Annotated in this window: 15 protein-coding genes; 7 read left to right on the top strand and 8 right to left on the bottom strand. The window is 34.0% G+C overall.

The window, feature by feature from the left end; translation table 11 throughout:
• From ACFO5O_RS09150 to ACFO5O_RS09135, 4 genes are all read right to left on the bottom strand, one after another.
• On the bottom strand, positions 1 to 741 hold the full coding sequence (locus tag ACFO5O_RS09150) for an isoprenyl transferase (RefSeq protein ID WP_387963037.1): 741 nt from the start codon (positions 739 to 741) through the stop codon (positions 1 to 3).
• On the bottom strand, positions 742 to 1,431 hold the full coding sequence (gene porG / locus ACFO5O_RS09145; protein WP_387963035.1) for a type IX secretion system protein PorG: 690 nt from the start codon (positions 1,429 to 1,431) through the stop codon (positions 742 to 744). It lies immediately after the preceding gene.
• A gap of 99 nt (positions 1,432 to 1,530) precedes the next feature.
• Complete coding sequence (locus ACFO5O_RS09140) at positions 1,531 to 2,415, bottom strand: NAD kinase (RefSeq protein WP_387963033.1); 885 nt, start codon at positions 2,413 to 2,415, stop codon at positions 1,531 to 1,533.
• 55 nt (positions 2,416 to 2,470) lie between these two features.
• Positions 2,471 to 3,127 (bottom strand): CBS domain-containing protein, encoded by a 657-nt coding sequence (locus ACFO5O_RS09135; protein WP_387963031.1) that lies wholly within the window; start codon positions 3,125 to 3,127, stop codon positions 2,471 to 2,473.
• Positions 3,128 to 3,215: 88 nt separating this feature from the next.
• Here ACFO5O_RS09135 and ACFO5O_RS09130 point away from each other — a divergent pair, with 88 nt between their 5' ends.
• The 6 genes from ACFO5O_RS09130 (at position 3,216) to clpX (ending at position 8,570) form a co-directional block, all read left to right on the top strand.
• Positions 3,216 to 3,929, top strand: coding sequence for a pyridoxine 5'-phosphate synthase (locus ACFO5O_RS09130; RefSeq protein ID WP_387963029.1), 714 nt, complete (start codon positions 3,216 to 3,218; stop codon positions 3,927 to 3,929).
• On the top strand, positions 3,929 to 4,693 hold the full coding sequence (locus ACFO5O_RS09125) for an alpha/beta fold hydrolase (protein WP_387963027.1): 765 nt from the start codon (positions 3,929 to 3,931) through the stop codon (positions 4,691 to 4,693). The genes ACFO5O_RS09130 and ACFO5O_RS09125 overlap by 1 nt, the downstream gene beginning before the upstream one ends.
• A 33-nt stretch (positions 4,694 to 4,726) precedes the next feature.
• The gene (locus tag ACFO5O_RS09120) at positions 4,727 to 5,074 is read left to right on the top strand and encodes a phage holin family protein (RefSeq protein WP_387963025.1); all 348 of its coding nucleotides are present in this window, start codon (positions 4,727 to 4,729) and stop codon (positions 5,072 to 5,074) included.
• Positions 5,075 to 5,155: 81 nt separating this feature from the next.
• On the top strand, positions 5,156 to 6,478 hold the full coding sequence (gene tig / locus ACFO5O_RS09115) for a trigger factor (protein WP_387963023.1): 1,323 nt from the start codon (positions 5,156 to 5,158) through the stop codon (positions 6,476 to 6,478).
• A gap of 144 nt (positions 6,479 to 6,622) precedes the next feature.
• Positions 6,623 to 7,297 (top strand): ATP-dependent Clp endopeptidase proteolytic subunit ClpP, encoded by a 675-nt coding sequence (clpP, locus tag ACFO5O_RS09110; RefSeq protein WP_387963021.1) that lies wholly within the window; start codon positions 6,623 to 6,625, stop codon positions 7,295 to 7,297.
• A 40-nt stretch (positions 7,298 to 7,337) separates the two neighbouring features.
• Positions 7,338 to 8,570, top strand: coding sequence for an ATP-dependent Clp protease ATP-binding subunit ClpX (gene clpX, locus ACFO5O_RS09105; RefSeq protein ID WP_387963019.1), 1,233 nt, complete (start codon positions 7,338 to 7,340; stop codon positions 8,568 to 8,570).
• Positions 8,571 to 8,822: 252 nt separating this feature from the next.
• Here clpX and ACFO5O_RS09100 read toward each other — a convergent pair whose 3' ends face one another.
• Positions 8,823 to 10,337, bottom strand: coding sequence for a GH3 auxin-responsive promoter family protein (locus ACFO5O_RS09100; RefSeq protein WP_387963017.1), 1,515 nt, complete (start codon positions 10,335 to 10,337; stop codon positions 8,823 to 8,825).
• A 42-nt stretch (positions 10,338 to 10,379) separates the two neighbouring features.
• Between ACFO5O_RS09100 and ACFO5O_RS09095 the strand changes: the two genes are divergently transcribed.
• Entirely contained in the window at positions 10,380 to 11,174 is a 795-nt protein-coding gene (locus tag ACFO5O_RS09095; protein ID WP_387963016.1) for a DUF2797 domain-containing protein, read from the top strand.
• Between the two features lie 49 nt (positions 11,175 to 11,223).
• Here ACFO5O_RS09095 and rpsU read toward each other — a convergent pair whose 3' ends face one another.
• From rpsU to ACFO5O_RS09080, 3 genes are all read right to left on the bottom strand, one after another.
• Positions 11,224 to 11,418, bottom strand: coding sequence for a 30S ribosomal protein S21 (gene rpsU / locus ACFO5O_RS09090; protein ID WP_387963015.1), 195 nt, complete (start codon positions 11,416 to 11,418; stop codon positions 11,224 to 11,226).
• A gap of 36 nt (positions 11,419 to 11,454) precedes the next feature.
• Complete coding sequence (locus ACFO5O_RS09085) at positions 11,455 to 12,318, bottom strand: sigma-70 family RNA polymerase sigma factor (RefSeq protein WP_387963013.1); 864 nt, start codon at positions 12,316 to 12,318, stop codon at positions 11,455 to 11,457.
• A 147-nt stretch (positions 12,319 to 12,465) separates the two neighbouring features.
• Positions 12,466 to 15,105 (bottom strand): AsmA-like C-terminal region-containing protein, encoded by a 2,640-nt coding sequence (locus ACFO5O_RS09080; RefSeq protein WP_387963011.1) that lies wholly within the window; start codon positions 15,103 to 15,105, stop codon positions 12,466 to 12,468.
• Positions 15,106 to 15,122 lie beyond the last annotated feature (17 nt).

Below are 15,122 nucleotides of genomic sequence, written 5' to 3'. Positions count from 1 at the left end.
TTAGCTAAGTTGTTCACTTGTTTTTCCAAATCGTCGTTCTCTATTTTGATAATTTATCAAGGCTTCATATAAATCCTGCTTCTTAAAATCGGGCCACAATATATCTGTAAAATATAATTCGGCATAAGCAATTTGCCACAAAAGAAAATTACTTATGCGTTGTTCTCCACTGGTTCTAATTAACAGGTCAACGTCTGGTAAATTTTGCGTGTAAAGATGCTTATTTATAATTGATTCGTCAATTTTTTCAGCAGAAATTATATTATTTTTAACTTTAAGAGCCAATTTTTTTACTGCCGAAATGAGTTCTTCACGAGACCCATAACTTAAAGCTAGAGTTAAGGTCATTCTTGTGTTATCTTTGGTTTTTTCAATCACTTCCTTTAATTCGGCATGGGCTTTTTTCGGCAAATCGTTTAGACTACCAATGGCCGAAAGTTTTATATTGTTGTCTTGAAGGGTTTTGATTTCCTTTTTTAAGGATCGCACAAGGAGATTCATTAAGGTTTGTACTTCTAATTGTGGTCGGTTCCAATTTTCAGTTGAAAAAGCATAAAGTGTGAGGTGCTTAATACCTATTTCAGCACTGGCTTCAACAACTTCCCTAACCGATTTTGTTCCATTTTCATGACCAATGACTCTTAACAACCCTTTTTGTTTGGCCCATCTTCCGTTGCCATCCATTATTATGGCAAGATGATTTGGAAGTTTTTCTATGTCAATTTGTTCTTTCAAATTCATTTAAAAATTACAATAACATGGTCGTTCACCAAAGGTAAAGGTTAGTGTAAATCCTGAAAACACATACCAATCATTACTGTTAGTATTTCCGAAGCTCAAGCTTTGACGCTCTGGAGCATCTGGAACACTTCCATCAAGTTCATCTGTAAATGTATATCTCGCACCTATTTCCATTCCTAAAATAAAGCTGCTAGATATAGAAGTTTTAAATCCCAAAACCATAGGGATTCCAAAGGTCCAACTAGAAGTGTCTTCTGAAGTATAAACCCCTGAAGGGCTAAAATAATAATTATCGTATTTGCCGGCACTCAAACCCGTATATAAATATGGCGTTGATTTTTTAACACCGTCATGAAGATTGAAATCTAGAAACGTAAACTCCATACCAGCCGATAATTCTAATAAGCTGTTATCAAATGCATATCCACGCTGTATGCGTCTGGGGTCATCAGATTTTATGTCTTGGCCTTCTAAATTTGTATACATAAGTGATGCTCTAAGCGAATGTCTTGCACTCCGATTCCATTTAAAAATTGCTCCAAAAGCTGTTTGGTTCGGTGAAATATAATTTGTTGCACCAACATCTCCAATAAAATTACTACCTCCAACAAACACGCCAATTTCATAAATTTGGGACTGACTTGTTTGGGTAAAAACTATACTCAATAAAAATGGGATTAAGAACCTCATAAATTTTTAAAAGTTTGCAAATATAATAAATAAGATTAGGCTATAATAATTTGTAACAAATTGTATTACAGATAAACACTATTTATGAGGTTTTATTGCCTAGTTGCGCTTATCTTCTCCCCAAAGTAATTTTTTTCGAAGTGTGTCGAGAAAGCTTTCATGAGTTAGTTCAACCATTTTAATTTTAAAATGTGCTTTTTTAATGGTTACGATGGCTTTATTGGGTAGAGTTGCGATTCGTGAGTCCAACGAAATTAAGTAATACTCTTCACGGCCATCAACTTTAAGTTTAATTTGTGTATCATTTGGGATGACTAATGGTCTCGCACTTAAATTGTGGGGCGCTATTGGAGTTAATACAAAACTGTCGGTATCTGGAGTAATTACAGGCCCGCCACAACTTAACGAGTAGCCTGTAGACCCTGTTGGAGTGGCAATAATGAGTCCGTCAGCCCAATACGAGGTGAGATATTCATTATTTAAATGCGTTTCAACTGTTATCATTGAGGTTGTATTTTTTCTACTAACAGCGATTTCATTTAAAGCGAAATTAATTTCAATTAAATCAGAGTTTTCAGGTTGAGTTTCTACACACAAAAGTGTTCGTTCAGATATTTTATAATTCCCATTTAATATATTGCTAACAGCTTCTTCTATTTCGTTGGTTTGAATTGTGGCTAAAAACCCAAGTCGCCCTGTATTAATCCCAACTATAGGGATTGACAAATCTCTTACAAATGTAATTGCTCTTAAAATTGTACCGTCACCGCCAATACTTATCAATACATCAAATGAATTGTCTAGAGTTTTAAAAACCTTGAAACTTTTATAATCTGATTGGGCTTCATTCTGGCTCGAAATCATGCCATAAAACTCTTGTTCAATAAAGACTTCAACCGGATTCTTTGCTAAAAAATGCAGTAATGTTTGAACACTTTTTTGAGTGTTACTTTGATATGATTGACCGTAAATGGCTATTTTCATTGGTACGTTTAGTTAAAGTGCTAGTTCATGGTTGTTTTGAATGCCAGAACGATGGCTATATGTTTAGATATCGTTTTAAGTATTCTGATCGTTCTTTGAGGCTTTCAATATAAGTGTCTTCTTCATGGCCATAAATAATATTGTAGCCATATCGTCTAAAAGTTTGAATCACTTCATTTAACCCAGAATGCCCAATTTTAATGGTGATTTGTACAAGATCACTTTCAATTTTTGAAACAAATGCCCCAAGTATTTTAGCGTTATTAGACTCTACAATTTGACTTACTTCACTAAATGAATAATCTTGAATTCCTTTTTCTATAATAAGAATTCCTCCAGTTTCAGCAAAAAATGGTGTTTCATTAAATAAGCCTATTATGTCGTTAAGCTCATAATAGCCTAAATAGGTGTTTTGTTCATTTAATACTGGCATAATATTGCATGAGTTTTGCGCGAAAGCTTCTAAAACATCTAACCAACTGGTATGTGATCTAACATAAAAGCCCTCAATTGCATAGTTGCATTCTTGAATAGTTTTTGCACTTTCGAAACAATGAGCATCATTTTCAGAAATACACCCAATATAAATACCCTCATTCTCAATTGGAACATGTGAATAGGTAAGCTCATTGAAAAGCATTTTCAAGTCACTTATCTTGTCTTTGATATTGACAGGTTTAATATCGTTTATAATGTACTGTTCTAACTGCATGTAGGCTTGATTCTACTGCAAATTAATTAAAAATAACTACAAAAAGGATGTTCTACTTTGTATTTTTGTCTTTTAAAATTAAGGAAGTATGACAAAGTTAAGTGTAAATATTAATAAGATAGCAACACTTCGTAATTCTAGAGGAGGGAATACCCCTAATGTGGTTAGGTTTGCTGAAGATGTTCAGCGATTTGGAGCAGAAGGTGTTACAATTCACCCAAGACCAGACGAACGCCATATTACCTATCAAGATATTTATGACCTCAAACCTGTTGTTTATACCGAATATAATATTGAAGGAAATCCAATCAAGAAGTTTATGGATATTGTGTTGGAAATTAAACCAACCCAGGTCACTTTAGTGCCTGATGCAGAAGATGCAATTACTTCCAACGCAGGTTGGGATACGATTAAACACAAAGATTTTTTGATAGATATTATTAAGGAATTTCAAGCAAAGGGCATACGAACTTCTATTTTTGTTGACCCTGATTTGCGCCAAATAGAAGGGGCGAAAGCAACAGGGACAGATAGGATTGAGCTATATACAGAGTCTTTTGCACATGAGTATAGTTTAGGAAATGAATCTGCTATTTTACCATATAGTAAATGTGCCGAATTAGCTAATTCTATTGGTCTGGGAGTTAACGCCGGGCATGATTTATCACTAGACAACATTAAGTTTTTTAAGGATAACATCCCAGGATTATTAGAAGTCTCCATAGGTCATGCTTTAATCTCTGAAAGCCTTTATCTAGGCATTGAAAACGTTGTACAAATGTATTTACACAAATTAAGCTAATGCAATTATATTCTAATATTTTGGGCGAAGGCCAACCATTTGTAATTCTTCATGGGTTTTTAGGAATGAGCGACAATTGGAAAACACTGGGAACAAAATTTAGTGAGCAGGGTTTTGAAGTGCATTTGGTCGATCAGCGAAATCATGGAAGGAGTTTTTGGGATGATGTTTTCAATTATGAAGTTTTAGTTGACGACCTAAAAACATATTGTGACGAGCATGAGCTTACTGATGTTGTTCTTCTCGGGCATTCTATGGGAGGAAAAACTGCCATGCTGTTCGCTGCCAAATATCCCGAGTTAGTATCAAAATTATTGGTTGCAGATATTGCTCCGAGATTTTATCCCGTACATCATGACGCCATTTTAAATGGTTTGAGTGCTTTAGATTTCTCCAAAATTCAAAGCCGTGGTGAGGCTGATGATATTTTGAGTTCCTATGTTTCCGATTTTGGTACACGACAGTTTTTGCTTAAAAACTTATATTGGAAAGAAAAAGGACAATTGGCTTTACGCATGAATCTTGAAGTTTTGAAAGAACAAGTTTCTGAAGTAGGAGAAGCACTGCCTTCTCATTTAAGTTTTAACAAAGAGACTTTGTTTCTTCGTGGTGATCGTTCAGAATATATTGCATTAAGTGATGAATCTCAAATAAAAACCCAGTTTCCAAAATCCAAATTAGTTACCATTTCTAATGCCGGGCACTGGTTGCATGCCGAGAATCCTTCAGACTTTTTTGATGAGGTCATGGCATTTATTCAATAAAACAGTATATTTAGAAATCTAATATCCAGATTTATGAATCTAATTCTTCGTATTTTATTAACCGCAGTGGCTGTTGTCGTATTGGCAAAGTTACTGCCTGGCGTAGTGGTAGACAGCTTTTTATCAGCTGTAATTGTGGCTATAGTTTTAGGATTGTTAAATGCCATTTTAAAACCCGTTTTAATCATCCTTACACTGCCAATTACCATTGTTACCCTCGGATTGTTTTTGTTGGTAATCAATGCCTGCATCATATTGGTGGCCGATGAATTTATAAATGGTTTTGGGGTCAGGAATTTTTGGATAGCACTCTTGTTTAGTATACTTTTGTCCATTCTCCAATCTATACTTTATTCTATTTTAAAAGACGATAAAAAATAGACTGAATTTCAGAAGGTTAAAAACTTTGTTGGGATGTAAAAAATATGTACTTTTGCATCCCAATTTTTATATGATTCAATAATGAATATTACAAGAGAAAACATTGACGCTTTAAATGCAGTTGTAAAAGTAGATATCGCTAAAGAAGACTATAGTGATAAGGTGGAGAAAATTCTTTCAGATTATCGTAAATCTGCGAACATACCAGGATTTAGAAAAGGTCATGTACCAATGACTTTAGTAAAAAAGCAATATGGTAAAGCGGTATTAGTTGACGAAGTAAACAAGCTATTACAAGACGCTTTAAACAAGTATTTAACTGAAGAAAAACTTGATGTGCTTGGTAACCCATTACCAAAACCACAAGATAATTTAGATTGGGATGCCGATCAGTTTACTTTTGAATTTGAATTGGGCCTTGCTCCAGAATTTGACGTTAACTTGAAAAGTAAAAAAGCCATTACGCACTACCAGATAGTTGCCGATGAAAAAATGCTAAACAGCCAAGTTGAACATATTAGAAAACAGTACGGTAAATTAGTTTCTCAAGATACTGTTGCAAAGGATTCTGAAATTACTGGGGTTTTTGTAAACGAAGAGAAAGGTATTAATAACTCTGCCACATTGACTTTAGATAAGTTCAAAGGAAAAGCTACTGAAAAGCAATTTATTGGTGCTAAAGTAGGTGACACCATCGCCTTAAAGACAAAAGGCTTGTTTAATGACGATCATGATTTGATGCACTTTTTAAAAGTACCTCATGATGACGCACATGGTTTAGATATTGAAGTGATCTTTACCATTAACGAAATCAATAAACGTGAATTGGCTGATTTAGACCAGGACTTGTTTGATAAATTATTTGGCAAAGGCGTCGTGACTTCGGTAACAGAACTTAAAAATAAAATCAAAGAAGATTCAGAAAAGCAATTTGCACAACAAGGAGATCAAAAATTATTGAATGACGTTACTGAATATCTAGTAGAAAACACAAAGTTTGATTTACCAGCATCGTTTTTACAAAAATGGATGCAAACTGCAGGGGAAGAAGAAATGGACGCAGATCAGGCTAAAGAAGAGTATGAGAAATCAGAAAAAAGTATGCGTTACCAGTTAATTGAAGGAAAATTAATTGAGGAACATAAACTACAAGTAACTTTTGATGATTTAAAGGAGCAGGCTAAACAGATGATTAAAGTGCAAATGGCTCAATTCGGCCAAATGGATCCTTCTGATAAAGAATTGGAAGACATTGCAGCCCGTATATTATCTAATAAAGAAGAGGGAAAACGTTTGTCTGAACAATTAATGAGTCAAAAACTATTAACCTTATACAAGTCAGAGGCAAATCTTAAAGTTAAAGAGATCACCTATGACGATTTTGTAAAAGAATTCTATAGTTAATTGTTTACAGAATAAATCATTATATTTGAGCGTAAAACTGTGAAGTTTTACGCTTTTTTTTGAAGTTGATATATAGGAAAATCCTGTATTAAAGTCATATAGAATACATTGCAAGATTTCAGCAGTTAATTATTTTAAAAATTTATGGATTACGGAAAAGAATTTGAAAAATTTGCTATAAAAGATCAAGGCATCAGCAGTACTTATTACAACAAAATTATTAGTAGTATGTACCCTGTTGGGCTAACGCCAAATATTATTGAAGAACGTCAAATGAACATCGCTATTTTTGATGTGTTTTCACGATTAATGATGGATCGTATCATTTTTATGGGAACGGCGATCAATGATCAGGTGGCTAATATTATTCAAGCACAACTACTGTTTTTAGAAAGCACAGATTCATCAAAAGATATTCAAATCTATATCAATTCTCCGGGAGGAAGTGTTTATGCAGGTTTAGGAATCTATGATACGATGCAGTTAATAAAACCAGACGTTGCAACTATTTGTACAGGTATGGCTGCTTCTATGGGTGCGGTGTTGTTGTGCGCTGGTGAAAAAGGAAAACGAAGCGGTTTAACCCATTCACGTGTCATGATTCACCAACCATTAGGAGGTGCACAGGGTCAAGCAAGTGATATTGAGATTACGGCTCGTGAAATAATTACACTAAAAGAAGAGTTATATAAAATTATTAGTAAACATTCTGGGCAGAGTTACGACAAAGTTTATGAAGATAGTGATCGTGATTACTGGATGAAAGCTGATAAGGCATTAGAATACGGAATGATAGATGAAGTACTATCTAGAAATTAAATTAATTTAAAATCTAGAATACTAAATATTAAATAAATACATGGCAAAGGAAGAATTAGAATGTTCATTTTGTGGTAGGAAAAAGCCAGAAACCAATTTATTAATTGCAGGGCTCGATGCACATATTTGTGATCGTTGTATTGAGCAGGCACATGGCATTGTTTTGGAAGAATCCAAGCAAAGTGATAGTTCTGAATTGTCTTCAGAGCTTATGCTGCGTAAGCCACAGCAAATCAAAGGCTTTTTAGACGAATACATCATAGGACAAGAGTATAGTAAAAAAGTATTGTCAGTAGCAGTTTATAACCACTATAAGCGTTTATTGCAGCCAGTGAGCGATGATGATATAGAAATACAAAAGAGTAATATTATAATGGTAGGTCAAACTGGTACAGGAAAGACCTTATTGGCAAAAACCATTGCCAAAATGCTTAATGTACCATTAGCCATTGTAGATGCTACGGTACTTACAGAGGCTGGATATGTTGGTGAAGATGTTGAGAGTATTTTAACGCGACTTCTTCAAGCTGCAGATTATAATCTTGAAAAAGCTGAAAAGGGAATTGTTTTTATTGACGAGATTGATAAAATTGCCCGCAAAAGTGACAATCCTTCAATTACCAGAGATGTGTCAGGCGAAGGTGTGCAACAAGCTTTACTTAAGTTATTAGAAGGCACAACAGTTAATGTGCCACCTAAAGGCGGACGAAAACATCCAGATCAAAAGTTTATTGAAGTTAATACGGAGCACATTTTATTTATTGCAGGTGGGGCATTTGACGGTATTGAGCGTGTGATTTCCAAACGCCTTAATATGGCAGCCATAGGTTATAAGGCGGCTCAAGAAGACGAAATAGTCGATGTTGATAATATGCTGCAATATATCATCCCAAAGGATTTAAAGGATTTTGGTTTGATTCCGGAAATAATAGGACGTTTGCCAGTATTAACGTATATGGATCCCCTTGATGCTGATACCTTACGAGCTATTTTAACCGAACCTAAAAATGCCATCATCAAGCAATACAAAAAATTGTTTGCGATGGATGAAATTGAATTTAGCATCACTGAAGGCGCATTGGAGTTTATTGTTCAAAAGGCGATTGATTATAAATTAGGAGCAAGAGGTTTGCGTTCGTTATGCGAAGAAATATTAACCGACGCCATGTTTGAACTTCCTAGTACAAAGGAAAAGAAATTGAACGTGACTAAATCTTACGCTGAAGATAAGCTTACCAAAACTACTTTAAAGAAGTTAAAAGCAGTTTCTTAACAGTTTTAGAACCTATATAAAAAATAAGAACCACTCTTTTGGAGTGGTTTTTTATTTTGGATTTAAAAACTAATATTGCAGATAAAATCTATATATACTTGATTGTATTTTTTATCATTACTTTGTAAATATAAGTGCAATTGTTTTAAGATTCAAACGAGCAACAACCTTTTTAGATAAAGACTAAAGTAAATTCGTTATATGAAAAGTTGAGGTCAATTTTACCGTTAAAAAACATAAAGAGGTATACATTTAGCAATTTAACCTCAAAAGTTCATCCATATATTCACGGTTGTTAGAAAGTCTTGGGATCTTATGTTGCCCTCCCAATTTATTGTGATGTTTTAACCAATCATAAAATAATTGCTTACGAGCAACATGTATTTTTGGCATATTGAGTGTCATATTATTATAGCGCTTCGCTTCATAGTCACTGTTTAACGACTTTAACGCATCATCTAATAGTTGGTTAAAATCGTCAATATTTTTTGGTGGACTCTTAAATTCTATAAGCCATTCGTGTGCGCCTTTTTCTTTTCCTTTCATGAAAATGGGAGCCGCAGTATAGTCAACAATTTTAGCATTGGTAGTTTTACATACTTTTTTAAGGGCTTCCTCGGCGTTTTCAATAATTAATTCTTCTCCAAATACATTGATATGGTGCTTGGTCCTACCAGAAACTTTTATTCGGTAAGGATTTGTTGAGGTAAACCTTACCGTATCACCAATTTTGTAACGCCACAAACCTGCATTGGTGGTAATAATTACTGCATAATTCACGCCAATTTCTACCTCACTTAATGGAATTACTTTTTGTTGGGACGTGCCATAAACATCCATGGGGATGAATTCATAAAATATACCATAGTCTAACATTAATAAAAGTTCAGAAGAATTGTTTTGATCTTGAATAGCAAAAAAACCTTCCGAGGCATTGTAGATTTCATAGTATTTAAAATCCTTTTTTGGCAATATGGCTTTGTACTGATCAGCATAAGGTGTAAAACTTACACCACCATGAAAGTAAACTTCTAAATTTGGCCAGATATCAAAAAGGTTTTCCTTGCCAGTTTTATCCAAAACGTTGTTAAGCAATACCAACATCCATGAAGGTACGCCGGCTAGACTAGTAACATTTTCATTTATGGTTTCTTCAACAATGGCTTGCATCTTGTGTTCCCAATCGCTCATTAATGACACACGATTGCTTGGTGTGCTGCTAAACTCGGCCCAAAAGGGCATATTGTCAATTAATATTGCGGATAAATCGCCAAATACAGTACCATTTTCGCGATATAACTCTTTACTTCCACCAAGGCGTAAACTCTTACCTGTAAACAATTGAGAGTCTTCATTATTGTTGAGGTACATACACAGCAAATCTTTGCTAGCCGCATAATGGCAATCTTCTAGTGATTCTATACTTACAGGGATAAATTTACTTTTGGCATTGGTTGTTCCGCTTGACTTTGCAAACCATTTAATGGGTTGTGGCCAAAAAATATTGTGTTCACCTTTTCTTGATCGTTCAATAACTTCTTGATAATCCTCATAAGCCGAAATAGGAATACGTTCTGCAAAAGTAGTATAGTCCTTAATGGACTCAAAATCATACTGCTTGCCAATTTCAGTGTCTTTAGCAATACTAATTAGTTCTATCAGCAATTCATTTTGAACTTCATTGGGGTATTTCAAAAACAATTCTATTTGGTGAAACCGCTTTTTCAAAAACCATGAAGCTATAGAATTCACTAAAGGGATTGGCATATTTATAGTATCTTTAAGTTTTTAAAAATAAGACTTTTTTTGATGAACTACCAAGGCGTTTTAACAAAAATGGAAAGTGAGTTTTTACAACCCATTCAATACTATTTAATGTTTGAAAATGACTTTATAAACATGAACCAGTTATTGGATAAACCTGTAACATTAACGTTTATTAAATATCAATGTTTAAATTGTGGTTTGAACAAACCTATTTACAGGCAAGGATTCTGTAGAGATTGTTTTTTCGATATTCCTCAAGCAGCAGATTGGATCATGCGACCAGAATTAAGTACCGCACATTTAGATAAGGAAGATCGTGATTTAGAATATGAAAAGAAAGTACAACTACAGCCACATGTGGTGTATTTGGCTAATTCTAGTAATGTAAAAGTTGGCGTGACCAGAAAAAGTCAAGTGCCAACACGTTGGATTGACCAAGGCGCCCATGAAGCCATAGAAATTGTAGAAGTCCCTAATCGTTATTTAGCAGGTATCACCGAAGTGGCCTTAAAGGAGCATGTGAGTGACAAAACCAACTGGCGTAGTATGTTAAAAAATGATATTAAAGATGAAAATTTGGTTGAGTGGCGTGAACGCTTAAAGTCCTTTATTCCTGATGAAGCCAAAGACTATTTTATTGAAAGTAATACTGAAACCAACCTTGAGTTCCCGGTACACCAATATCCCGAAAAACCCAAAAGTCTGAATCTTGAAAAACAAACTACTTATTCAGGAATACTTAAAGGTATAAAAGGGCAGTATCTTATTTTTGAAGATGATACGGTTTTTAATGTAAGATCAAATGAAGGCTTGGTCGTAGATATTTCTATTACATAAAAAAAGCGCACTTTTTAAAGTGCGCTTTAATTTTAAATTTTACAATCACCTAGTTGAACTCTTGATCTCTAAGCTCTTGAATATATGATGCCTTTTGTATTTCGCGACGACGTTTTACTGATTTTTTGGTAAAAAATTGATTTTCTCTTATGTTTTGCATCACTTTAATATTGCGATGCTTACGCTTATAGCGTTTAAGAGCTCTTTCAATATTTTCACCTTCTTTTATTTCTATTTTAATCATGTATGGTTTTTTATGTATGATGGTTTGTACAAAGGACTATCCTAAATACGTTTTTAATATTCTACTTTTTGAAGTTTGACGTAATCGTCTAATCCCTTTTTCGCGTATTTGCCTAACACGCTCACGAGTTAGGTCGAAGGTTTCACTAATTTCTACTAAACTCATTGGAGCTTCATCTCCTATGCCGTAATACAATTTTAGAACATCACTTTCTCTTGGTGACAAGGTATCTAAAGCCCTATTAATCTCAACACTTAATGATTCTTTCATCAAGTTATTATCAGGATTTGGTGATTCACCAGATTTTACAACATCATACAAACTAGATGTTTCACCTTCTTTTAATGGTGCATCCATTGATAAATGACGTCCAGAATTTTTCATAGACTGCTTAACTTCGGTGAGTGTCATGTCTAATTCTAAGGAAATTTCCTCCGCACTTGGAGGGCGTTGATGTGCTTGTTCTAAAAACGAATAAGCTTTGTTTATTTTGTTTATGGAACCAATTTTGTTCAAAGGTAATCTAACTATTCTAGATTGTTCGGCTAAAGCTTGCAAAATTGCTTGCCTTATCCACCATACTGCATATGAAATAAATTTGAAACCTCGTGTTTCATCAAAGCGTTTTGCGGCTTTTACCAATCCTGCATTACCTTCATTAATTAAATCGGGTAAGGTTAAACCTTGATTTTGATATTGTTTTGCAACCGAAACTACAAATCGCAAGTTGGCTGTTGTTAGTTTGTCTAGTGCTACCTGGTCCCCTTTCTTAATGCGTTGTGCTAATTCAACTTCTTCATCAGCTGTTATTAAAGGTAATTTACTTATGTCCTGTAAATATTTGTCAAGTGATTTAGATTCCCTGTTAGTAACTTGTTTCGTAATTTTTAATTGCCTCATATATTATAATGTTATTGTTTATGACATTATAACCTTTTAATTGACAAAAACAAGAAAATGGTCATTTCTTTCAAAAAATGAATAAAAAAAGGTCAAAATCTGTTAAAAATTCTTAAAAAATTGTTGTTTTTACCTATTTTTTAAAAATTAGTTATTTTGATTTATTGTGTCTTTTTTCTTTCGGTTTTTAATCAACCCTCCTAAAATGTCTTTAACTCCTTCTTTAATTTGAGTTTTAGGAAGTGTTGCACTACTATCGGTCTTTATAGGATTTGTTGAAGTTGCTGTGGAATCGGTTACAGTGGTTTTCTTGGTTCCAGTCAATCCGCCGATGAGGTCTTTAATTTTATCTTTGCCTTGATTTAGTAATTTTTGCTTTTCGATTTCAATCAATTGTTTAGTGAGATTGGCAACACCACTAGTCAAATCGGTTGAAACTTGCGGGCTTGTATATGAACCTGTTATTTTCGCGGTAATTGGAATGGATATTTTGTTGACTTCGTTATCATTAATTTTACCAATTAAACGATTGACATCACTTCCCAAATATTTAGCGGGTACATTAAACACCGCATTATAAGCTAGTGATTTATCAAAGCCATGTGATCCAGAAACTTCAATAGCAATATCCTTATACTGTAACTGAAATGGCTTAACATTCACTTTACCATTAGCAAACTCTAGATGAGTTTTCAAATCTTTAAGATCGAGTTTTTTAAAATCTATAAAATTAAGGGCGTCACCTAAACTATTAAGGAGTTTTGTTTGATCAGTATTGACCGAAGCTGTTAAAATTTGTGCAATGGCATTACCATTTATCGAATTTAGATTAGGAGTGAGTTCTTCATTTAAGGTTCCTGAAAGATTAATTGTGGTATTGAGTTTTCCTTGGAATACTTTTGCAATAGGGGCTAAACTTTTAAGTAAATCCAGTTTGTCAAATGACTGTCCAATGTCAAAACTATCAGCGCCAATACTCAAATCGAATACAGGAAGGTCTGTTTTAGTTGAAACATTTCCAGTTAAAGCCAAAATACCATTAAACAATGTTGAACTCAATCCCTTTAAAGAGGCTTGTTGGTCTTTGATGGAAAGAGTTCCTTTTACATCTTTTAAATTCAAATTGTCATAAACAACCGTTTTAGCATTGGCATCAATAGTACAATCTAAAAATTGCGGTATTTTGAAGGCTTCATTTTTACTGCCAGTTGTGCTCTGGTTTTCAGTTTCTGATGTCATGAAATCATTCAATACAAACGTATTTGAAGTCACGCTAAAATTTCCTTGTAGATCATTTTTGCCCATTAAAAAACCAATAAGATTTCTAATTGTTCCTTTGGCGTTAAGATCACTTTGTCCTGTTTTAGCTTCAAATGTATTGAGACTTACACTGTCTGGATTGAATGTGATATCTGCTTTGGAAATTTCAATGGGATGCGCCATTTCTTTTGATGAATAAGTAAATCCTGAAATACTTGCCGAGCCGTTATTCTTTATACGTTCGTAAGCATTGGTTTCAATGGCATTCATATCGAAGGCTGTATTGAGCTTTGCCTTTAAAATACCCGTTAATGGCGTGTCTAATTTTACAGGATAGGCTTTTGAAATATTAGCAAGATTTAAAGTGCCATCAATATTGGCATTGACCAGCATGTTGGTGGTGAGTTGTTTTAAAGTTGCTGAAGACTTAAACACATCATTATCGATCTTAAAATTTAGGGTGTTAATATCAACAAAAGTGTCCTCAGCATTTCCAGTGGTGTTTTTTATAGAGGTGTTTATTGAAATGTTTTCCACGCGTTTCGGTAAGTCAGGATATTTAAATGAAGCATTGTCTGAAACAATACTAATATCCATGGTTGGAATCGTGGTCTCCGAGATCAGTCCTTTAAGTTCGCCTTTGACCTTAAAATCCCCGGTTGTTTCAACATTTTCAATGTTTTTGGAATAACTTTCAGGAATTACGGCTAAAAAATCCTTAAATGATGATTCAGGATTTTCAAAACTAATATCAATCTCTTGGCCATTTTCTAATTGTTTCACAAATCCTTTAAATTGAATTGGAAGCTGATTGATAAATCCTTTATTTTCTTTAAAGGTATAGGTGCTGTTTTCCAAATCTATGCCTATCAGGGCGTCAAGCTTTATTTTATTATTGTTTAAATAATTGGTATTCTCAACATTCATGCTCACATTGGCTTCACTGTAGGTGTCCAATTCAGACTGTTCTGCTGAAAAATTTCCTTTACCTTGGTGATTAAGTTCTGTAATAAAAATAGAAACGTTGGCTGCTTCATCAATATAGCTTAAGGCACTATTTTGAATACGATAATCTTCAATGTCAAATGAAAAAGCTGAATCATTTGAAGATGAAGCTTCTTTTTCTTTTACAATATCATAATTGGTGTTGCCTTGTGAATCTGTTTTTAAGGTTAATAAGGTTTCATCAATAGCTATGGAATTTATGACAATCGCTTCTTCGTCAGCGTTTTTGAACAATTCCTTTACCGACATAGTAAAGGCAATGGATTTTGAAGTTGCCAAAGTCTCTCCTTCAAAAGGCTTAAAATTTGTAATCACTAAATCATGAACACTGACATGGGCTTGCGGAAAGCTTCTCAATAAACTTAAATTAACATCGCTGAACTCAACATGCGCATTCAGATTTTGGTTTATGAATCGCTTAACCATGTCTTTAATCTGTGATTGAAATGCAAAAGGAACGGCTAAAAGAAGTACGAAAATAATGAGTAACGAAATTCCAATTATTTTTAAAGCTTTCTTCATGGGGAATGGTATGGTTT

The organism is Geojedonia litorea (assembly GCF_042654525.1).
GTDB lineage: Bacteria > Bacteroidota > Bacteroidia > Flavobacteriales > Flavobacteriaceae > Geojedonia > Geojedonia litorea.
The sequence above is the reverse complement of the archived record's forward strand: the minus strand, read 5'-3'. Positions and strand labels throughout refer to the sequence as shown.